Here is a 21,883-nt window from a genome sequence, read left to right as displayed (position 1 = left end):
CGCGAGGTACGGACGAAGGGCCGCTGCGGTGACCGCCCCGGTCGCCACCCGCCCGGTACGCGGGGCGGCCGCGCAGGACCCGGCGCAGGTCCTCGGCGAGTTCCGCGACATCCGCTCGCGCGGCAGGTGGCGGTTCCGGCTGGCGCTGCTGGGGCCCGCTTTCGTGGTGGCGGTCGCCTACATCGACCCGGGCAACGTGGCGACCAACGTCGAGGCGGGCGCCCGTACCGGCTACATGCTGGTGTGGGTGGTCGTGCTGGCCAACGTGATGGCGCTGCTCGTGCAGTACCTGTCGGCCAAGCTCGGGCTCGCCACGGGCCGGAACCTGGCCGAGCAGTGCCGTGAGCTGTCACCGCGGTGGCTGAACCGGCTGATGTGGGTGCAGGCCGAACTGGTCGCCGTGGCCACGGACCTGGCGGAGTTCGCCGGCGCCGCGCTCGGCCTGAGCCTGCTGTTCGCGATGCCGATCCCGCTCGCCGCGGTGATCACGGCCCTGGTGTCGTTCGCGGTCCTCGCCTGCCAGCACAAAGGCTGCCGCGGCTTCGAACGCGCCATATCCGCGCTGCTGTTGCTGGTCCTGGCCGGCATCGCCTACGACCTGCTCACCATCGGCCACCAGTCCGCGAGCGGCGCGGCCGCGGGCATGGCGCCCCACCTGAGCGGATCGACCACCGGGGTGCTGGCGGCGGCGATCGTCGGGGCCACCATCATGCCGCACGCGATCTACCTGCACTCCTCCCTCACCCAACACCGGGTCCGCACCAGCGACGTGCGCGAGCGGCGGTTCCTGCTGCGCTACCTGCGCATCGACTGCGCCGTGGGGTTCACCATCGCCGGCGCCGTCAACCTGGGCATGCTCTGCCTGTCCGTCGCCCTGTTCCGGCACACCACGCTCGGCGACCTCGACGCGATCACCGCCGCCCACCAGGACCTGGGCCGTACCGTCGGCGGCGCGGCGGCCATGACCTTCGCCGTCGCCCTGCTCGCCTCCGGCATCTCCTCCGCCAGCGTCGGCACCTGCGCGGGGCAGGTCGTCATGCAGGGGTTCCTGCGCCGCCGCATCCCCCTGTTCGCGCGGCGCGCGCTGACGATGGCACCCGCACTGCTCATCCTGTGCGTGGGGTTCCCCGTCACCGCCACCCTCGTCTTCAGCCAGGTCCTGCTCGCTTTCGGCATCCCCTTCGCCCTGATCCCCCTGGTGGTCATCACCCGACGCCGGGACCTGATGGGCCCGCTGACCAATCGCCCGGTCACCACGGCGGCCGGTGCCCTCATCTGCGCCCTGGTGATCAGCCTGAACGCCTACCTCATCGTGACCATGGTGTAGGCGACCGAGATCCCGGGACATCCGCCCGCCGCGTACGCCCCGGCCGGGCCGTCCCGACGCACCACCCCGCACCCCAACCCCGGTAACCGGCCGAAAGGTGCAGGTGCGCGACGCGCGCCGGACAATGGTGGTGAGCCGGTGGGGGGATCGGCCGCGCACCTCACGCGAGGGAAGGTCCGAGATGCCCGACAGCGGTTCCTTCAGCTTCGATGCCCGGGGGCGGGTGACGGCGGTACGCAGCTCCGCGCAGATCCCGCCGGCCGCCCTGACCGACGCCGTCGGCGAGTCCGCCCTGCACGTGCTGCGGGACCTGCTGGAAGCGAGCGAGACGGACGGCACGCCGGTCGTCCAGTTCGACGCCTGGCGGAGCGACGAGGGCACCGTGCTGTCCGCGGTCGGATCGGCGGCCAGCCCGGGAACGGCCCGGGTGCAGAGCGCCTACATGCCGTCGGCGTTCGAGAACGCCGTCGCGGGCCTGGAGTTGTACGACATCCGGCAGACGGTGGTGCGCAGCAACGCGGCCTGCCTGGCCGTGCGCGGCCTGCCGGCCGACGACGTCGTCGGTCACCGTGTGGAGGAGCTCGACTCCACGCTGCCGCTGAGCCCGCTGGTCGGCCGGGCCATGTCGGAGGAGCGGGCCGCCGGCACGAGCCCGGTCGTCGTCCAGGACGTCCGGAAGGGGCCGGAGGTCTACTCCGTGCTCGCTCTTCCGCTGCGCGAGGGCACGGATGTCGTCGGGGCGGCGACGATCATGCACAACGTGACGGAGAGCGTCCGGTCCCGGGACGCGGAGCGACTGCTCGTCACGATGCACAAGAAGCTGGGCACGGAACTGGGCGTGATGCAGACCGCGCAGGAGCTGGCGTCGGCGGCCACCGAGGAGTTCGCCGACGTCGTCTCCGTCGACCTGGCGGAGGCCCTCTTCCACGGCGAGGAGGCCCCGCTTCCGCCGCTGAGCGCCACCTCGCCGCTGCGCCGGGCCGCGTTCGTCTCCGTCACGGAGTTCACCAGCCTGTACGCGGTCGGTGAGCCGAGCCGCTTCGCGTTCCCCACTCCGTACAGCCAGGCGCTGGCGGACACGAAGCCGCGGCTGGTGGACCCGCGCAGCAGCCCGTCGGACTGGCACATGCACGACGCCGCCCGCGCGGGAATCCTGCGTTCGGCGGGTGTGCACTCGATGATCCTGGCGCCCCTGGTGCAGCGGGGCCGCGTGCTGGGGCTGGCCTGCTTCTACCGGGCCGGGCGGGACACCACGCCGTTCGATCGGCATGACCTGGCGCTGGCCGAGCAGATCACCGCCCGGGCGGCCGTCCACATGGAGAACGCGCGCCGGTACACCCGCGAGCTCAACGCGGCGACGACCTTGCAGCGCAGGCTGCTGCCGCAGCGCCTACCCCAGGTGCCCGCCGTCCGCACGGCGTACTTCTGGAACCCGAGCAGACACCAGACCCACTGGTTCGACGTGATCCCGCTGTCCGGCGCCCGGGTGGGCCTGGCCATGGGCCAGATCCCGCAGCACGGCCTGCGCGCCTCGGTGGACATCGGGCGGTTCCGGACCGCGTTCGCCACGCTCGCCCGGATGGACCTGGCCCCTGACGAACTGCTGGCGCACCTGGACGACGTGACCCACACGATCCAGCAGGAGGACGCGGCGTCGCCCGAGGCGCGAGCGGACAACGGCAACGTCGCCGGCCCCGCCGCGGGGGAAACCCGCTGCCTGTACGCGATCTACGACCCGATCGCGGGTGGCCTCGCGCTCGCCTCCGCGGACTGGCCCGCACCGCTGGTGACCACCGCGGACGGCGTCACCACCCCGATCGAGGTGCCGCTGGGCCCCGCGCTGGGCCACCACTCCAGCTACGAGACGGCCCGCACCACGCTCGCGCCGGACACGCTGCTGACCTTCTACTCGGCCTCGATGCTGCACCCGCCCGGCGACGACGACGCGCTCGCGCTGCTCCGGCGCGCGGCCGGCAGGTCGGCGGGAGACGCCCAGGTGGCCTGCGACAACATCGTCTACGCCCTCATGGGCGACCGGGTCGGCGGCGCCCGCGACGGCGGCGCGGTGCTGACCGCGGAGGTCCGACGGCTCGCCCCGGACGACCACGTGTCGTGGACGTCGCCCCGGGAACGCGCCGCCGTCGCCGACTGCCGGGCGCGCGCCCGCGAGCAGTTGGAGGCATGGCGGCTGGAGGACCAGGTGTTCGCCACCGAGATGGTGGTCAGCGAACTCGTGACCAACGTGCTCCAGCACGCGGGCGGGAAACCGCGGGTCCGCCTCATCCGGGACGAACACCTCACCGTGGAGGTCTCGGACGACTCCACCACCTCCCCCCATCTGCGGCACGCCCGGGCGCAGGACGAGGGCGGCAGGGGCCTGCTGATCGCCGCCACCCTGGCCAGCCGCTGGGGCACCCGCTACGGGGAGGAGGGGAAGACGATCTGGGTCGAGCAGGATCTCCCCGAGGAGGGGCCCCGCTGAGCCCCGACCGGCGCTCAGGGCCCGCTACTTGGTGAAGGACTCGGGGCCGAAGCGGCCGACCGCCACGAAGAGGATCAGGGCGAGGTAGACCACGTTCACCAGGACGTGCACGAACTCCCGGCGGCGGGACTCCACGACCGCCGCGCCGATCATGACCAGGCCGAGGCCCACCGCGGCGCTCGGCGCCAGGATCTGCGCGATGCCGAGCCAGCCGGGCAGGACCAGTCCGGCGGCGCCCACGACCTCGACGGCGCCGAGGGCCTTGACGAACCCGGCGTCGAAGTCCAGGGCCCATCCCCCGCCGGGGGCCTTGGCCAGCTTCTCCCGGGGGATGAACAGCTTGTTGGCGCCGGCGACCAGGAAGGCCGCGGCCAGCAGCCCGGCGACGATCCACAGAGCGGTGTTCACGTGATCTCTCCTCGACATGTCCTCAGCGGGTCCTGAGCGGGTGGCGGTAGCGGGCCGGGGACGGTCCGACATCCCCGGCCCGCCGCGTTCCGCCTCCTTGGACGAGGAGGGCTGCCGAGAGGTAACAACCTGGTGCACCACGCGGTGGTCCGCGCCGCTGCGTCGCACCGACGCGCCAGGCATCAGGCCGCACCGACGCGCCAGCCATCGGGCCGCACGGACCCGCCAGGCATCCGGTCGCACGGACGGGCCCGGCGACGGATGCCGCCGGGCCCGTGGGCGAGAGGTGGGTCAGCGCTCCAGCAGGCGCATCTGGGCCTCGTTGTGGGTGTCGCCCGCGGCCGGGGGGAGGCTGCTGAGCCGCGCGAGCTGCTCCTCGTCGAGGCGCACCGCGTCGGCGCCGATGTTCTCCTCCACCCGGGCCACGCGACGGGTGCCGGGGATGGGGGCGATGTCGTCGCCCTGGGCCAGCAGCCAGGCGAGCGCGACCTGGGCCGGGGTGGCGCCGATCTCGGTGGCCACGGCGGCGACCGCGTCGGCCAGGCGGAGGTTGTGCTGGAAGTTCTCCTCCGTGAACCGGGGGTTGTCGGCGCGGAAGTCCGCCGGGTCGATCTGGTCGGTGGAGCGGATGGTGCCGGTCAGGAAACCGCGGCCGAGCGGCGAGAACGGTACGAAGCCGATGTTCAGCTCGCGCAGCACCGGCAGCACGCGGGCCTCGGGGTCACGGGTGAACAGCGAGTACTCCGACTGGAGCGCGGTGACCGGGTGGACGGCGTGGGCGCGGCGGATCGTGTCGGGTCCGGCCTCGGACAGGCCGATGGCGCGGATCTTGCCCTCGGTGACCAGCTCGGCGAGCGTCCCGACCGTCTCCTCGATCGGCGTGCCCGGGTCGACGCGGTGCTGGTAGTACAGATCGATGTAGTCGGTGTCCAGCCGCTTCAGGGAGCCCTCGACCGCGGTGCGGATGCTCGCCGGGCTGCTGTCGGTGCCGTCCTGGCGGCCGGTGTGCGAGATCAGCCCGAACTTCGTCGCCAGCACCACCTCGTCCCGGTGGCCCTTCAGCGCGCGCCCGACGAGTTCCTCGTTGACGTAGGGGCCGTAGACCTCCGCGGTGTCGATGAACGTCAGGCCCAGTTCCAGGGCCCGGTGGATGGTACGGATCGACCCGGCGTCGTCGGTCCCCGCGCCGACGTAGCCGTGGGACATGCCCATCGCGCCCAGGCCGATGCGGGAGACGTCCAGGTCACGCAGCTTGATGTGCTTCATCGCTTCTCGATTCTCCTGATGATCTCGGTGGTACGAACGGTCGGTGGCGGGCGGGAAATTCCGGGGTGGCGGAGGCTGTCCGGCACGGATCGCGGGGTCGTCCCGCACGGAGGGCGGAACCCGCCGCGCACGGACGACGGGGCCGGCCGCGGTCCCGTACGGATATCGCTCCACACCTACGAGCCTGCACCCGCGCGGGCGCTTCCGGCAGGCCGGGATCTGCCGGGGAACGGCCAGCGGGGGTGTGACAGGGCCCCCCACCTCGGGCGTGTCGGGCTGACGGCGGCGGGAGACTGGAGCCATGGCACCCGAGCAGCACGGCGGCGGCCACAGCGGCGGCGAGCAGTTGGGCCGCTTCCTGCGCGCCCGCCGTACCCAGACCAGCCCGCAGGCCGTCGGCCTGACCCCGGGGCCCGGCATCCGCCGCACCCCCGGCCTGCGCCGCGAGGAGCTGGCCACGCTCGCCGGTGTCAGCATCGACTACTACACCCGCCTGGAACGCGGCAAGGAGACCCGCCCGAGTCCCGCGGTGGTCGACGCCCTCGCCCGCGCCCTGCAACTGGACGACGCCGAGCACCAGCACCTGCGCGAACTCGCGGTGCGTGCCGCCCGCTACGCGCCGCAGCCCGTCCCGGCCCCGACCCGCGCCGTGCGCTCCCCGGTGAAGCTGCTGCTGGAGACGGTACGTCCGAACCCCGCCTACGTCCTGAGCCGCAGCATGGACCTGCTCGCCCACAACCCCGGTGGGCTCGCCCTCTACTGCGGCATGGACGACTGGCCCGCCACCCAGCGCAACCTCGCCCGCTACCTCTTCCTCCACCCGACCGCGCGCGAGCTCTTCCCCGACTGGGGCAACCAGGTCCGCGGCTGCGTGGCCCGGCTGCGCGCGCTGGCCGGCACCGACCCCGACGCGCCCGACCTCGCCCAGCTCGTCGGCGAACTCCTGCTGAAGAGCCCGGACTTCGCGGGTCTGTGGGAACGCTACGAGGTCACCGGCCGCAAGCACCTCACCAAGACCTTTCTGCACCCCCAGGTCGGGGAGATCACGCTCGCCTTCCAGGGCATGGCGCTCGAAGGCACCCCCGGGCACCGGATGGGCGTCTACTCCGCCGACCCCGGCACCCCCGACCACGACGCGATGCAGCTGCTCGACATGACGGCGTCCCAGGCGTCCGCCGAACACGAGCCACACCCCGGGCACGAACCGCACCTCGGGCACGAGCCTCACCCCGGCCACCAGCCCGGCTGACCGGGTGGTGGCCGGGGTGGCGGCCGGAGCGGCGGTGGCGCCGTCAGGTGCTCAGCCGAGCGCCCAGATCTGGTTGTAGCCGCCGTTGCCCACCCACTGGACGACGGGGTCGCCCGCCGTGGTCGACTGGTTGGCGACATCGGCGGCCCAGCCGGTCGCCAGGTTCACCAGCACGAACCAGGAGTCGGTGGGCGAGGTGTACGTCCCCGCGGCTTCCACCGCCCAGCGCTGGTTGCTGCCGCCGTCGCACGTCCGCTGGTCGAGTTGCGTGCCCTGGTCGGCCGAACTGCCCGGCACCTCAAGGCACTTGCCGCTGGCCGCGCTCGTCAGGGTGTAGACGTTGCCGTCCACCCTGGACATCGTCCACTTCTGGTTGGCGCCGCCGTCGGCGCCCCACTGGATCACGGCGGCGCCGTCCGCGGTGGAGCCGCCGCTGACGTCCATCAGCAGCGAACTGTTGGCGTTGGCCAGGGTCCTGGTGCCGTCGGCGGGGTTGGAGGAGCCGTTGGACCAGGTGCCGGCCGCGGGGTCCAGCGTCCAGGAGTTCTGCCAGCCGACCGACAGGGTGCTGCCGCTGATCGTCATGGGCAGCCAGACCAGCGCGGAGGACCCCAGGTCGGAGGTGTTCCAGCGGTCGCCGGCGTAGATGTACGTCGTCCCGGACGAGCCCTGGACGGGGATGATGTTCGCGGTCTGGCTGTCGTAGGTGCTGGTGCCGGCCGCGGCGAAGGGGCGCCAGCCGGACCACGGGCCGGCGAGCGAGGTGGCGGTGGCGTAGTCGTTGTCGTTGGTGCTCCAGCCGCTCAGGTGCGAGCCGAGCAGGAAGTACCGGCCGCCGACCTTGGCCATCGCGGGGGCTTCGTAGTCGGGCAGGACGGCGACCGCGGACGTCACCGAGAGGTAGTCGGCCGACAGCTTGTCGATCCGCAGGCCGTTGGAGCGGTCCTCGCTGAGCAGGTAGGCGGTGCCGTCGGTGTCCTGGAAGAGGTTCAGGTCACGGCTCTCGAAGCCGAGCGGCCGGAAGCTGCCGCGGTACGTGTACGGCCCGCAGGGCGTGCTGCTGGTGGCCACGCCCACCTTGGCGTCGCCGTAGGAGGAGGAGTCGATGTGCAGGTACATCACGTAGGTGTGGGTCGAGGCGTTGTAGATCACCTTGGGGCGCTCGACGACCCGGTTCGGGCCCAGGTCGCCGTCGGCCTGCCGGGTCAGCGCCTGGCCCTTCTTCGTCCAGTGCGCCAGGTCGGTGCTGCTGTAGCAGGGGATGTCCTGGAAGGACGCGTCGCCGGAGTTCTCGCCGGTCTTGTCCTCGCCGAAGCCGTACCAGGTCGAGCCGGACTTGACGATGCCCAGTCCGTGCAGTTGCAGCACCCCGCCGGCGCTGTCCTGCCACGTCTGGCCGGGGTTGAACTGCGCGGTCGCCGCCGCGTGGGCGGCGGTCGAGGGCAGCGCGAAGGCCAGCACCGCGGCCAGCCAGGTGACAAGGGCGGCGGTGAAGGTCGCGGCGCGGCCTCTGCGCGGCCCGCCGGTGAGGGCGTGTCGGGTTCTGGCATGTCCGGTTCTGGCATGTCCGGTTCTGGCATGTCCGGTTCTGGCATGTCGCAAGGGGAGCATGAGGGGTCCTCGGGAAGGGTCGGCGGTCCGGGGGGACCGCGGGTGGGTGAGGGGATTCGTTCGCTGACGGAACGTCAGGGATGGCCGCGCGGCCCGGCCCGCACGGGCGGCGCCGCCGCCGGAACACGGCTCAGCCGGCGGCCCATTGCTGGTTGCCACCTCCGTTGCAGGTCCACAGCTCCGCGGGCGTGCCGTTCGCGGTGCCGGCGTTGGTGACGTCCAGGCACAGGCCCGAGGCAGGGTTGCGGATCGTGCCGTCCGCGCCGAGCGTCCACTGCTGGCCGGCGGCGCCCGCGGTACAGGTCCACAGGATGACCGCGGTGCCCGGCGCGGTGCCGCCGCCGGAGGCGTCGAGGCACATGCCCTGCACGGTGAGGGTGCCGTTGCGCGCGCGGGTCCAGGTCTGGTTGACGCTGCCGTCGCAGTCCCAGATGTCGACCTTGGTGCCGGGGGTGGTGACGGCACCCGGATCGTCGAGGCAGCGGCCCGAGGCGGCGCCGACGACAGGGCCGCCGGGAAGCAGGCCGATGGTGACCGGGCCGAGGGTGCGCGCCTGGGTGGCGGGGGTCCCGGTGACCGCGGCGACGGGCCTGGCGCCGACCGGGTCGGCGACCTGCTGGACCAGGTAGGAGGAGCCGGCGACGGCCGGAACGGAGATCTGCGCGTTCCCGGTCGAGGCGACGACGACGGTCTTCTCGTCCGTGCCGTCGACCACCTGGATCTGGTGTCCCGGCCAGGGGTTGCGGACCTTGATGGCGCCGGTGGAGCCGGCGTTGATCCCCACCGTGGTGACGACGCCGCCATGGGCCTGGACGGAGACCTTGCTGCCGCCCTGGATGAAGACAGTGCCGTCGGCGTCCCAGCCGGGCGGCAGCGCGGGCGCGATGCGCACCAGGCCGTCGTAGTCCTGGACCAGCGCCTCGTCCAGCGTCGCCGCCACCACGCCCTGCTGTTCGGCGTACGGCTCGTTCCCGACGAAGGTCGCGAGCCCCGAAGGCAGCTTCTGGTACGCCTCGGTGATGCCGGTGAGGGTGCTCGCGACCTCGCTGCCCAGGCCGAGCCGGGCGGCCTGGAGCGGATCGTTGGACCAGTCGTTCGCCAGCTTCTCGGGCCGGTCGGTGTAGGTGCGCTTGGCGAGGTCGGTGAGCGGGCTCGCGTCGCCGATCAGGCCGTAGGGCCAGACCGGTTCCAGGCCGACGTTCTCGGAGTTGTGCGCGCTCGCGGCCGGGTCGTAGGAGGGGGCGATGACATCCGCGCCGGCGGCGTCGTCGGCGGGGGTGAGCAGTTGGGTCCGGGTGGCGGCGTCGGTGCGGGCGTAGGGGCGGATCTCGGGGATGGCGGCGTCGAGCCGGGTGACGAGGTCGGCGTCCTGGCCGAGCAGCCGGGCGGCCTGCACCGTCGCGGGGAACAGCGCCTGCATCGCGGCGATGTCGGTGGTCGGGTCGTGGACGTCCCACTGCGTCTCGTGGGCGTTGGACGGATAGGTGTGCAGGTCGCCGTCGGAGCCGGTGGTCGCGTACGCCAGCAGGAAGCGGGCCGCCTGCGCCATCAGCGGGTAGTTCGCGGTGAGGAACGACCGGTCGCCGGTCATCCGGTACTGCTGCCACACCCACAGCCCGACCTCGGCACCGGTGCTGATCGTCCGGGCGTTGTAGTACGGGCCCGAGCCGGCGTCGCAGTTCAGGCCCGGGGAGGACAGCCAGGTCTCGTACTCGTAGCCCTGCCCGTTGAACCGCATCGTCTCCGGTACGCACGCGCCGGCACGGCCGCCCATGTGCGCGGTGGTCCAGGTCTGGATGGCGGGGAGGTTGTCCCGGTAGAGGCGGAAGTAGGGGTCGTTGAGCGCGAACGCCCCGGCGGACAGGTTCGCCTGGACCTGCATCCGCAGGTTCCACTGCCAGTACGCGCTCGGGTCCCACTGGTGGGAGTCCTGGTACGGGGAGAACAGGTCCGCGACGCCCGCCTGCGAGCCGGGATAGGTGTCCCGGCTCTCGGCGGCGGCGTCGTACAGGTCCAGGGTGCGCAGGTTCTCCATGTAGTCGGCGCTGCCGTCCGCCGAGGAGAACTCGGTCAGGCCCACTCCGTTCCAGAAGGTGTGCCACCACGACAGGTGTCCGGCGCTGAGGGTGGCGGCGCCGGCGGTCGCATCGCTGCCCAGGAGTGCCGAGGCGGTGGCCTGGGCGTCGCCGCCGGCCCAGTGCGGCGCGGCGGCGATCACCCGGAAGGAGCCGTCCGGGTGCGGTGTGAAGGAGACCTGGACCGTCCGGTCGTCGACGACGCTCGCGCTCACGCCCTGGCCGCCGGCGGTGATGCCGCCGAGCGAGCCGAAGGTGGCGCCGCCCGACCCGGGCCGGCCGGTGTCCTTCCAGGTCTCGGCGAGCGTGCCGATCCCACCGCCCGCCTGCGCCTGGGGCGAACGCCCCGACCACAGGCCCAGCCGCGCGGTCTGGGCGACCGCGGGATCGGCGCCGGTCACCTCGACGACGAGCTCGTCCTTGTCCGCGCGGGTGTAGACGGTGGCGGTCATGCCGCCGCCGGACTCGACCAGGGTGCCGTCGTACAGGTCGAGGTGGGCGGAGAAGTCGGCGGCGTCGGTCAGCCGGGACAGGCCCGGGATGGTCACCCAGCCCGGGGACTTGCGGTCGGGGAGGGTGTCGGAGCGGTTGAGCTGCGCGGTGAAGCCGCCCGCCGCCCAGACCGCCGCGCCCATCGTGCCGTTGCCGAGCGGCATCGCCTGCGCGGGGGTGGTGTCGGGACGCCCGAGGACCACATCGGACCGGCGCACCACGTCGGGCGTGTCCACCGTGAACCGCCCGGCCTGCCAGGCGGTGGTACCGGAGGCGGCGTGGGCGGTGGACCGGCCGGGGGCGATCGCGGCGGGTCCGAAGGCGCCCAGCAGGGCCAGGACGAGGCCGAACGCGGTGCCGAGAACGATCGTGCGAGGGGTCATGACATGGCTCTCCAATGCCGAGTCCTGGTGGTGCCGCCGGCGACGGAAGCGCTCCGCGCGGAGCACCTGGCGACGCGCGAGACGTCCGAGGCGCACAGGGCGTACAGGGCGTACGAGGCGCACGCGGGCAGGCGAGGGCGGCACCCCGTTCGTCTTCAAACAAGATCGATCACAACAAGCCGTGACCGAACACGGGCTGTGAGTGCGCCATTGGTAGCGCCGAGACGTCGTAGCAGTCAAGGGTTGTCGCAGAGTGCGGGCGAAGTTTGCGTAAACACTTGACGCGCGTCCGCGGACGCAGTTCCCTGAGCCCGCCACGTTCGATTGTGAGTGTTTTCGGTTGACTGCGTTGGTTCTCCGGTCAACCTTCCGACCCGCGGGAGTAGCGATGGACCAGCCGGCAATGCCAGGAAGCGGCGGGCTGAGCCGCCGCGGCGCGATCAGACTGCTGGGCGGCGGTGCCGCGGCGGTCATGAGCGCCCAGATCGCCGGGGCCCTGCTGTGGCCGTCCCGGGCGGTGGCGGCGACGGGCACCGTGGGCGCGCCAGTGACGCTGACGAACGTCGGCAGCGGCTGCCTGCTCGACGTCTACGGCGGATCGACGGCGGACGGCGCGCAGGTCATCCAGTGGACAGCCAGTGGCGCGGCCAACCAGCAGTGGGCCCTGCTCGACCAGGGCGACGGATGGACCGCCCTCAGCCCGATGCACTCGGGCACCAGGCTCGACGTCAGCGGCGGATCGACGGACGACGGCGCGCAGGTCATCCAGTGGCACGCCACCGGAGGCCCCAACCAGGAATGGCGGCTGGACGACGCGGGCCAGGGGCGGTTCAAGATCGTCAGCAGGCCCAGCGGAAAGCTGCTGACCGTCACGGGCGACGCCACCGCCCCCGGGGCCACGGTCGAGGTCCGCTCGGACGCCGACGACCCCGGCCAGTGGTGGACCGTCGCCACGGCCCCGTACCGGCTCGACGCCACGACCACCGAAGCGCGCACCGACGACCCGCTGGCCGGCGCCGGCGGTGTCGCCGCCGGTGTCAGCTACGGCGTGACGCGCAACGGCTGGTCCAGGAACGGGGCCGCCTGGTATCCCGTCAGCGGCGAACTCCACTACGTCCGCTGCTCCGACCAGCGCTGGGAACGCGAGCTGGGCAAGCTGCGTGCCGCCGGCATCGGCATCGTGTCGACCTACGTGTTCTGGAACCACCACGAGCAGCCGGAAGGAACCTGGGACTGGACCGGACGCAGGAACCTGCGCGCCTTCCTCACCGCCGCCCAGCGCCAGGGACTGCTGGTCTGGCTGCGCGTCGGCCCCTACATCAACGCCGAGACCACCAACGGCGGCATCCCCGACTTCGCCCTGCCCGGTGCGCGCAGCGACGACCCCGGCTACCTGGCCAAGGTGGACGCGTACTTCGCCCAGCTCGCCGCGCAGGCCGACGGACTGTTCGCGAAGGACGGCGGCCCGATCGTCGGCATCCAGCTGGAGAACGAGTACGCCTCCGGCGACCCCGCCCACATCACCACGCTGCGCACGATGTGCGCCGACCACGGCATGGTGGTCCCCTACTACACGGTCACCGCCAACTCGGTGTTCGCGCCGGACACCGCGATCCCGCTGCAAGGTTCGTACTGCTACCGCGGCTGGGAGACCGGCGCCGGCACCGAGGCGGTCTCCGGCTTCGTCTACGGCACCGACGAGTGGACCGCCGACACCGACCTCGGCGGCGCCACCTACAACACGCTCGCCTACCCGCGCGGCTTCTGCGAGTTGGGCACCGGCAGCCCGATGCGCGGCACCGACCGCTTCCTGGTCGAGCCCGACCACGTCGTGGGACAGGCGTACGACAGCGTCGGCCGCGGGGCCAACTACCTCGGCTACTACATGTTCCACGGCGGCACCCAGGTCGCGGGCCTGTCCGGGACCTGGCCGCTCACCTACGACTTCCAGGCGCCGCTGGGCGAGTTCGGCCGGACCAGGGAGTCCTACCGCCGCTACCGGCGGCTGCACACGTTCGTCACCACCTGCGCCACCGAACTGGTGCGCACCAGGATCAGCCGGGACCCCGGACAGCTCCTCGACCCCACGCAGACCCGGCGGCTGCGCTACATCGGCCGGTTCGACACCGACGGCCGCGGCTTCGTCTTCGTCAACAACACCCAGCGCAACGTCACCATGCCCAGCCGCGGCGACGTCCAGCTCCAGATCCACACCGCGGGCGGCACCGTCACCCTCCCCGCCGCGCCGCTGACCATGCCACCCGACCGCAGCACCTTCTTCCCCGTCATGACCGACCTCGGCGGTGTCGACCTGCGCTGGGCCACCGTCGAACCCCTGGCCAAGCTCGCCGGCGACGACCTCCCCACCTGGGTCTACTGGGCCCCCGACTGGACCGACCGCACCCTCGCCTTCGACCGGTCCGTCGCCCTCACCGACGAGTCGGGCACCACGACGCGGCAGACCACCGGCACCGAACTCGTCGTCACCGTCCCGGCCGGCCGGCGCACCTCGCTGCTGGTGCGGGCATCCGCGACCGCGGCTCCCTGCGCCCGGATCGTGGTGCTGACCGAGGCCGAGTCGCTCGACGCGACCGTCGCGCCGCTGAACGGCCGCGACCGGCTGATCATCACCACCGCGGGCCAGGTGACCGGCGTGCAGCCTACCGTGCGCTTCGCCGCTGCCGCGGATTCGACGATCAGTGCCGACGTCTTCCCGGCCGGCGGACTGGCGCCGGCCGCCGGCTGGGAGAGCGCCGGCGGCCAGGCCACGCCGTTCGCCCGCTTCACCTACCGGCTCGCCGCGGCGCCGCCCGCGCCGCGGATCACCGCCACGGGCACCGGCCGGTGGCGGATCAGCGCCGACCCCTCGACGTTCGCCGGCCTGGCGGAAGCCCGCCTGGAACTCGACTACCGGGGCGGCGACGCCACCCTCCTGTCCGGAGGGACGGCGATCGCCGACGACCTCTACCACGGTGAGACGTGGTCCCTCGACCTGATGGACCTCGACGACAGCGCCCTCGCCGACCTCACGCTCCAGGTCACCGCCTGGGACGGCACGATCGAGGGGGTCACCCCGCCCGCGGGCTCGACGCCCGCCCTCGCCGGCTCGACCTGGACGCCGCTGCGCGAAACCGGGTGGAGTGCGGCCGCGGACCACGCAGGCTGACGTGCGGCCGCCGTCGAGGGCGCACGTCGGGTGACCCGTCCGGGCACGTCCGGGCGCGCTTCGGGTGCCCCGTCCGGGCACGCTTCGGGCCGCTCCTCGGGGCGCTCCTCGGGGCGCCCTCGACGCGCGCCCCGACGGGCGCCTCTCCACGGGCCTACTTGTGCCAGAAGAGGTGGTGCGTCACCCCGCTCGGGCTGGGGACGACGTCCAGGTGGAAGCGGTCGCGGAGTTCGTCGGGCGACTCCCAGAGGCGCAGCCCGGACCCGTACTTCACCGGCGAGACGGCGACGTGCAGGGTGTCGACGAGGTCGGCGTCGAGGAACTCCCGGATGGTGGTCACCCCGCCGCCGAGCCGGACGTCCCTGTCCCCCGCCGCCTCGCGGGCCCGCGCGAGGACCGTGGCCGGGTCGCCGTCGACGAAGTGGAACGTGGTGTCGGAGAGGGTGAACGAGGGACGCTCGTGGTGGGTCATGACGAACACCGGTGTGTGGAACGGGGGTTCGTCGCCCCACCAGCCCTGCCACTCGTGGTCCTGCCAGGGCCCGCGCTGGGGCCCGAACTTGTTGCGGCCCATGATCTCGGCGCCGATGTTGTGGCTGAAGTCCCTGGTGAGGTAGTCGTCCAGGCCGCGGCTGCCCGCGGAGTCGGTGCGCAACGGCCAGCTCGCCGTGGCGCCGGCCCAGGAGAACAACTTCCCGGGATCGACATGGCCGAACGGCCGCTCCAGGGTCTGGTCCTCCCCGGCGGCGACCCCGTCGGCGGAGACGGTGAAGTTCTGCACGCGAAGCAACTGGGCCATGGTTTTCCTCCTGCTGGTGTCGGTCTCGGTGATGAGACTCCTCCGGCCGGGAAAACTCATCGCCGCATCCGTGACCGATCGGGGCACGCCGTCACGTACCGGCCACCCACCCGTCAGTAGGGGGCGGCGCCGTCAGTAGAGGGCGGCGAAGAGGTCCTTGACGTTGCCGGCCAGGGTGGGGGCGTTGGCGGCGCCGTTGGACTGGGTGCCGGCGAGCGCGACGGGGGTGGTGCCGGTGCAGGTGATCGTGAGGTTGGAGAAGGTGTTGCCGGACAGCAGCCAGCGGGTGCCGGCGAGGTCGGTGGCGGAGACGTCGCTGTACCAGAGGGTGTTGCCGGTGAAGGTGGGCGGCAGCACGCCGCTGACGACGACGCCGCTGCCGGGGTCCTGGCTGGTGCCGCCGATCGGGAAGGCGGTGCCGGCGTTCCACAGTTCCCCGGCACCGCCGTTGGAGTGGTTGAAGGTGTTGCCGGTCAGGCTGCCGTGCGCCCAGTTGTCGGAGGTCAGGGCGCCGTAGGGGCTGGTCCGGGCGATGGAGTAGTAGGCGCCGTAGCAGCCGACGACGCTGTTGCCGTGGATGGTCCAGTTGCCGGAGGAGTTCCAGATGGCCAGCCGGCAGTAGGCGAAGCTGTTCGCGGTCAGCTGGGAGTACTCGCTGCGGTCGGCCGCGGACACGCCGAAGTAGCAGTTGAGGAAGGCGTTGCCGGTGAGCTTGACCCGGTAGGCGAAGTAGTCGTCGGCGCTCGACCCGTTGACGGTGACGCCGGCGCCGCGCCAGTTGGTGAAGTCGCAGTCGGTGATGCGTACGTCGGTGCTGCGGGTCAGCGCGACGGCGACGTGGTGGAAGGACGGCGCGGTGTCGAGGGGGTTGCCGGCGCGGCCGAGGAAGCGCACGCCGGTGACGGTGATCGTGCTCCTGCCGGTGGCGGTGAGCGCGCCGGTGGTGTCGTCGGCGACCGTGACCGTGGCGCCGTTGCCCTGGATGTGGCATCCGTCGGGGAGCGCGACGGCGGCGGCGAGGGTGTAGGTCGCGCCGGGCAGGAGCTGGACCTGCGGGGTCGCGGCGAGGACCGCCGCCCAGTCGTCGCCGGGTTGCAGCACGGGAAGCGCCCCGGTCGGCGTGGCGGGGGTGGTGGCTCTGGCGGGGGTGGTGGCCAGCGTGGTGGTCAGTGCCGCGCCCGCGGCCAGGCCGAGCCCGGTCAGGGCCCGCCGGCGGGACGGGGCGCTTGCGTCGGAACGGCTCATGGGGGGCTCCCTCGGGACGGCGCGCCGGGCGAAAGGCGAGGCGGGGGCGGCGGCGTCGGGGACACCTTCCACCCACCGGATGGGACAACCGACATCTGATGTCTTATGTGTACGGTGACCCTAGGGGCGCCCGCGTCGGACCGTCAACCCCCTGCGGTACCCCGCGACATGCGGGTCCCGGCCGCCCAAGTCACCTTCCGCGCAGGGATGTTCCGCCGTCCCGCTCGCCCCTCGGACGCGCGACCGCCCCGCTCGGGCGGACCCGGCGGGGCGGACGGTGACGCGCGGCGGCGCCCGGCGCTTCACGTGCGGGGATGCTCCTGCTCGGCCCGCGGAAGCGGCGCTACTCGCGGATCGCCTCCGGCGCGACGCCGGTGGTCTCCTCCTGGGCGACGTGCGCGGAGTCCGCGGACGCCTGCCGCGTCGCCGCGGAGTTCGCCGGAGCGCCGCAGAACACCGGGTCCAGGGCGGCCCGTTCTGCGGCGAAGACCGTCGAGTTGTTGGACGCGTTCGCCGAGATGGTGACCTGCCGCGCACCGTCGACCGTGGTGTAGGAGTAGGTCTGGTAGCCCTGCACGATGCCGTCGTGGCCGTACACCTGGGTGCCGCAGGACAGGGTGTACTCGCGCATGCCGAGGCCGTACGAGGAGGTCCCGGCGGCGTTCTCCGGGTGCATGGTCTCCATCTGTGCGAGCTGCGCCGCGGGCAGCAGGGTGCCGCCGGTCAGCGCCCGCCAGTACTTGTTGAGGTCCGCGGTGTCGGAGATGGCGGCGCCGGCGGTCCCGATCCACGACGCGGTCTGCTCGGTCGCGTCGAAGAGCGGCTTGGAGCGGTCGTCCTGGGTGAGGTAGCCGGTGGCGTGCGGGCCGCCGAGGCCCGTTTCGGGCACGACGTACCGCGTGCCGGTCATGCCGGCCGGCTTCAGCACCCGCTGCTGGAGGTTCTCGGCGAAGGGCTTGCCGGTGACGTGCTCGATCAGCAGGCCGAGCACCACGAAGTTGGTGTTGGAGTACTGGTACTGGGTGCCGGGGGTGAACTGCGACCCGTGGGTGAGCGCGTCCGCGACCTGGTCGGCCGGGTCGAAGGTCTCGTCGCGGAACTGCTGGAAGCCGGTGACGGTGTCGCCCACGAGAATGCCCGGCAGGTCGTTGGTGTAGTCGTACAACCCGCTGGTGTGGTCGAGCAGTTCGCGCACCGTGATCGGCGAGTCGGCCGGCAGCACCCCGCTGGGCAGGTATCCGGCGGCGGGGGCGTCGAGGTCGACCTGGTGCGCGGCGACGAGTTGCAGGGTGAGCACGGCGTCGAAGTTCTTGGTGATGCTGCCGATACGGAACTCCCCCGCGGGGTCGACCGGCGTCTGGGCGGTGAGGTCGCCGGTCCCGGCACTGGCCGTGCCGCCGGCTCCCCCGCGGTCGCTCACGAGCGCGAACGCGCCGGGCGCGCCGGCGGTGACGACGTTCTGCAACGCCTGTTGCAGGCCCGCGTAGTCGGGCGCGGGCAGGGCGGTCGCCGGAGCGGCGCCCGCCGAGCCCGACGCGAACACGGTCGAGGCGAGGGCCACCGCGGCGGCCGCCACGACGAGGGAGCGGCGCTTGGCACCGCTGGAACGAGAAGGCACGACGGGACTCCGCTTGCGTTGTCGGTACGGGTGTGTCGGCTGTGGCGAGTGGGGATGATCTTCACTCTGCCAGACGACACACGGGTAGCCGTGGTTGCAACGAGCCGCAGATCCGCCGCGGGCCGCGCCTTCCACCGAACGGCAGACCCGCCGCGGGCCGGGGAGTTTCCGGTCCCTGCCGGGTCCCTCGTACCGGTACGTCGTACCGGTCCCTGCCCGGTTCCGCGTACCGGTGTACCGGTCCCTGTTCGCTCCCCGGCCCGCGCCTCACGCCTCGCTGAGGAGCGGGTCGTAGGCGGTGGAGCGGGCCCGGCCCGCCATGAAGGAGAGGAAGTCCTGCACGAACGCGCTGCGGGAGTACCGGACTTCACCGTCCGTCATGGTGCGGCGGAATCCGGTACGGAACAGCGCCCGGTACTCCTCCGCGTCGATGACCTGGTTGCCGTCCGCGTCGGTGACGTCGAAGAGCACCTCGGCGACCCGGATCAGCGCGGGCCCGGCGAGGGACGGCACCGCGGCGGCGTACTCCTCCGCGCTGATCCGGCCGTCGCCGTCGATGTCGAGGTCGGACTGGAGTTCCTTCCACCAGGCGGCGAAGGCGTTGTAGAGCCGGGTCTCCTCCGGCTCGTCCAGATCGAGCCGGGAGGACAACTCCCGTGCCATCGCGGCGAGATCGGGCCAGTCCAGATAGCCGTCACCGGTCTGGTCCAGCACCTCGGTGAAGAACTCGGCGGCGCTCCTGGTCCCGGCCTCCGCCCGTACGGGACCGCGCTCCCGGTCCCGGTCCTGCTCGCTTCCCCGTGCGGGACCGAGGTCCTCGTCGTGCTCGTGGCCGCGCGGCCCGGGCAGCGGCACGACCAGCCGGAACAGCGCTCCGGCCCGCTTCACCTGGTCGCGCAGCGCGTTGAGCGTCGCCGCCTGGGGGTCGTCGCTGTCCGGGGTGAGGTAGAGGAGGTTGGTGACGCTCTCGGTCCGCACCCAGCCCTCGGGCAGGAAACGGGCCAGGCCGGCCGCCATGTACGCGCCCTGCATCAGCGTCTGGGCGCCCGGCGTCTCGGGCAGCCCGGCCCGGCGGCGGAACGGCTCCGGCAGGGACGCCACGGTGATCGTGCCGATCACCGGCCCGGCGAGCGCGCGGCCCGCGGCCCACACGGTGGGCAGGCCGTCCAGCAGAGGCGGCGCCGGGAGGTGGTCGAAGAGCTTGTAGAGGATGACGCGCACCGCGTCCGTGTTCTCCAGCTCCTCCTCGACCACGCGGTCGTAGTACTTCCAGAACTCCGGCAGGGTGGGCGGCAGATGGCCGCCCTTGTCCCCCAACGCGGCCAGGTACGCGAGGAATTCGGCGTACAGCCGCGCCATCGTGGCCTGGTCGAGCGGCTGTCCGCTCAGCCGGCACATGGTGACCGAGCTCTCGAAGAGCGTGGCGACCACCCAGGCGCGGACCTCCGGGTCCATGGCGTCGTAGGCGCGGTTCTGGGCGTCGGTGCCGGACAGCCTGGCGTGCAGGCGGTTGAGGCGCGCGGCCTCCCGCTGCCGGATGTGCTCGTCGGGGCCGAACATCCGCTGCAGGCTGACGAGGGTGTTGCGCAGCCGCCGCCACGGATGGGCGACGAACGTCGAGTTGTCGATCAGGGCGGCACCCACCTGCGGGTGGGCGGCCTCCAGCACGGTGGCCCGCACCACGGCCAGCGCCCAGCGCGGGTCGTCGAAGAACCGGTGGAACTGCGAGTCGGGGCCGAACAGGGAGTCGTCCGAAGGGACTTCGGGGCGGGGCGCCGAAGAGGCGCCGCCCGGACCGGTGTTCGTCGGGCCGCCGCTCCTGGGGCCGGTGCGCCTCGCGCCGCTGCTGCTGCCAACGTCCGTCACAGGTGGGTCTCTCCGTTCGGGTGCGGGGTCACGCCGCCGAAGCGGCGATCGCGGTGCTGGTAGGCGCGTACGCACTCCAGGAAGTGCGGCGCGCGGAAGTCGGGCCAGAGCACCGGCGGGAAGATCCACTCGGCGTAGGCGACCTGCCAGAGCATGAAGTTGGAGATGCGCTGCTCACCGGACGTACGGATCACGAGGTCCACGTCCGGGGTGTCGGGAAACGGCAGATGGGCGGCGAAGTGCCGCTCGTCGACGTCCTCGGCCGGGGTCTCGCTGCGGATGAGGGAACGCGCCGCCTCGACGATGTCCCGGCGGCCGCCGTGGTCGAACGCCACGGTGAGCGTCATGCCCCGGTTCGGCGCGGTCAGCGTCATCAGGTCGGCGAAGTCGCGGGCCAGCGGCGCCGGAATCCTCGGGTCCGTGACGCCCAGGAACCGGCAGCGGATGCCGCGCGCGTGCAGGAGCGCGGCGTGCTTGCGCACGACGCGGCGCACCAGCCGCATGAGGAAGTCGACCTCGGTGCTCGGGCGGCGCCAGTTCTCCGTGGAGAACGCGTACAGGCTCAGCCACTTCACCCCGGCCGACCTCGCCGCCTCGATGACCTCGATCACCGGTGTCTCGGCCGCCCGGTGGCCCGACGTCCTTGGCAGGGACCGCTGTTCGGCCCATCGGCCGTTGCCGTCCATCACGCAGGCGACGTGCCGCGGTACGGCCCTGGGCCGCCCCTCGTCGGGCGGAGGGGGAGAGTGGGGCGGGCGGGACGGATGCGGACGGGCCCGCGCCGGGACCGCGGAAGCGGCCGGGTCCGCCGGCGACGCGGCGGCCGGGTCTGAGGCCGGGTCCGGGGCCGGAACCGGGTCCCGGGCCGGAGTTGGGGCCGAACCCGGTGCCGGGACTGGGGCCGGAATCGGTGCCGCACCGTCTCGTTCGTCGACCGTCACATGTGCCCCCCGCTGTCCGCGCACCCTCCCCCCGCCGCGGACCGGCCCGGCAGGGCCCGACCGCGATCGGTCCGGCACTCAGCAGAGTGCCCACCCCGGGGCGCGGGCGCAGGAAGATCGGCGGGGATTCACCCGTAGCACGCCAGCCCGATTATGCGGCGCCCGCTCCGCCGCTCAGCGAGTGGCCGCCGCTCCGGCTCGACGTCACCCGACCGCGGCGCCGTCACCGCCGCCGGGCGGGCCGCCGGGACCTTCGGCCACCTCGACATCGTCGTCAACAACGCCGGCTACGGCCTCTTCGGCATGGTCGAGGAGACCACCGAGGAGCAGGCCCGCGCCCAACTCGACACCGACCTGCTCGGTCCTCTGTGGGTGACGCAGGCGGCGCTGCCGTTCCTGCGCGCCCGGCGCGGCGGGCATTTCATCCAGGTGTCCAGCATCGGCGGCGTCGCCGCCTTCCCCGCCCTCGGCCTGTACAACGCCTCCAAGTGGGCGCTCGAAGGAATGAGCGTGGCCCTCGCCCAGGAGGTCCGCCCGTTCGGCATCCACGTCACGATCATCGAACCCGGCCCCTACGGCACCGACTGGTCCGGCGCGTCCGCGGTGCACACCGAACCCATCGCCGCCTACGAGCCGGTCCGCGAGGCGAGGCGAGGCGAGGCGCGCCGGCGCCACCGCCCGCGCGCCACAGGACCCGGGGGCCACCGCCGACGTCATCCTCGAACTCGTCGACACCGGCGAACCGCCACTCCGGCTCTTCCTCGGCACCTACCCCCATCCCGTCGTCGAAGCGGCCTACCGGCAGCGGCTCGTCACCTGGAACGCCTGGCGCCCGCCGGCCGCCAAGGCGTGACCGACACGGCGTGACCGATACGGCTGTGACGTGGCTGCGTGCACTCCCCCGGTCCCGGGCGCGCGGGCGGCGCGGTCTTGCGTGGCTACCGACCGTATGCGC

General features: G+C 72.8%; 13 protein-coding genes and 1 pseudogene. 5 read left to right on the top strand and 9 right to left on the bottom strand.

What is annotated here, in order from left to right; translation table 11 throughout:
* Positions 1–28 precede the first annotated feature (28 nt).
* On the top strand, positions 29–1,327 hold the full coding sequence (locus tag AB0399_RS19995; protein ID WP_366412225.1) for an Nramp family divalent metal transporter: 1,299 nt from the start codon (positions 29–31) through the stop codon (positions 1,325–1,327).
* Positions 1,328–1,508: 181 nt separating this feature from the next.
* The gene (locus tag AB0399_RS19990; protein WP_366412224.1) at positions 1,509–3,809 is read left to right on the top strand and encodes a SpoIIE family protein phosphatase; all 2,301 of its coding nucleotides are present in this window, start codon (positions 1,509–1,511) and stop codon (positions 3,807–3,809) included.
* A 24-nt stretch (positions 3,810–3,833) separates the two neighbouring features.
* Here AB0399_RS19990 and AB0399_RS19985 read toward each other — a convergent pair whose 3' ends face one another.
* Together AB0399_RS19985 and AB0399_RS19980 are read right to left on the bottom strand one after the other, a co-directional pair.
* On the bottom strand, positions 3,834–4,217 hold the full coding sequence (locus AB0399_RS19985) for a DoxX family protein (RefSeq protein ID WP_329371377.1): 384 nt from the start codon (positions 4,215–4,217) through the stop codon (positions 3,834–3,836).
* A 291-nt stretch (positions 4,218–4,508) separates the two neighbouring features.
* Positions 4,509–5,483: an aldo/keto reductase gene (locus AB0399_RS19980; RefSeq protein WP_329371376.1), complete on the bottom strand. Its 975-nt coding sequence runs from the start codon at positions 5,481–5,483 to the stop codon at positions 4,509–4,511.
* A 301-nt stretch (positions 5,484–5,784) separates the two neighbouring features.
* Between AB0399_RS19980 and AB0399_RS19975 the strand changes: the two genes are divergently transcribed.
* Positions 5,785–6,732, top strand: coding sequence for a helix-turn-helix transcriptional regulator (locus AB0399_RS19975; RefSeq protein WP_366412223.1), 948 nt, complete (start codon positions 5,785–5,787; stop codon positions 6,730–6,732).
* A gap of 51 nt (positions 6,733–6,783) precedes the next feature.
* On the opposite strand, the gene AB0399_RS19970 is transcribed toward AB0399_RS19975, so the two are convergent.
* Positions 6,784–8,343 carry an RICIN domain-containing protein gene (locus AB0399_RS19970; RefSeq protein WP_366412222.1) on the bottom strand — a complete coding sequence of 520 codons (1,560 nt, stop codon included), beginning with the start codon at positions 8,341–8,343 and terminating at the stop codon, positions 6,784–6,786.
* Between the two features lie 130 nt (positions 8,344–8,473).
* On the bottom strand, positions 8,474–11,293 hold the full coding sequence (locus tag AB0399_RS19965; RefSeq protein WP_366412221.1) for an RICIN domain-containing protein: 2,820 nt from the start codon (positions 11,291–11,293) through the stop codon (positions 8,474–8,476).
* Positions 11,294–11,681: 388 nt separating this feature from the next.
* Here AB0399_RS19965 and AB0399_RS19960 point away from each other — a divergent pair, with 388 nt between their 5' ends.
* Complete coding sequence (locus AB0399_RS19960) at positions 11,682–14,459, top strand: beta-galactosidase (RefSeq protein WP_366412220.1); 2,778 nt, start codon at positions 11,682–11,684, stop codon at positions 14,457–14,459.
* A gap of 154 nt (positions 14,460–14,613) precedes the next feature.
* Here the strand turns inward: AB0399_RS19960 and AB0399_RS19955 are convergent, their stop codons facing one another.
* The 5 genes and pseudogenes from AB0399_RS19955 to uppS all read right to left on the bottom strand — a co-directional run.
* Positions 14,614–15,258, bottom strand: a complete 645-nt coding sequence (locus AB0399_RS19955) for a dihydrofolate reductase family protein (protein WP_329371366.1) — start codon at positions 15,256–15,258, stop codon at positions 14,614–14,616.
* Between the two features lie 132 nt (positions 15,259–15,390).
* A complete protein-coding gene (locus AB0399_RS19950; protein ID WP_366412219.1) occupies positions 15,391–16,503 on the bottom strand; it encodes a right-handed parallel beta-helix repeat-containing protein in 1,113 nt (370 codons plus the stop codon).
* Positions 16,504–16,846: 343 nt separating this feature from the next.
* Entirely contained in the window at positions 16,847–18,121 is a 1,275-nt protein-coding gene (locus tag AB0399_RS19945) for a serine hydrolase domain-containing protein (protein WP_366412218.1), read from the bottom strand.
* A 267-nt stretch (positions 18,122–18,388) separates the two neighbouring features.
* A complete protein-coding gene (locus AB0399_RS19940; RefSeq protein WP_366412244.1) occupies positions 18,389–19,864 on the bottom strand; it encodes an oxygenase MpaB family protein in 1,476 nt (491 codons plus the stop codon).
* 119 nt (positions 19,865–19,983) lie between these two features.
* A pseudogene (uppS, locus tag AB0399_RS19935) lies at positions 19,984–20,700 on the bottom strand (polyprenyl diphosphate synthase); the annotation flags it as partial.
* A 381-nt stretch (positions 20,701–21,081) separates the two neighbouring features.
* Between uppS and AB0399_RS19930 the strand changes: the two are divergent.
* Positions 21,082–21,795 carry an SDR family NAD(P)-dependent oxidoreductase gene (locus tag AB0399_RS19930; RefSeq protein ID WP_366412217.1) on the top strand — a complete coding sequence of 238 codons (714 nt, stop codon included), beginning with the start codon at positions 21,082–21,084 and terminating at the stop codon, positions 21,793–21,795.
* The last annotated feature ends 88 nt before the right edge of the window (positions 21,796–21,883 follow it).

Source organism: Streptomyces sp. NPDC088194 (assembly GCF_040702025.1).
In the GTDB taxonomy this organism is placed as follows: domain Bacteria; phylum Actinomycetota; class Actinomycetes; order Streptomycetales; family Streptomycetaceae; genus Actinacidiphila.
This window is presented reverse-complemented; position numbering and strand designations above follow the sequence as displayed.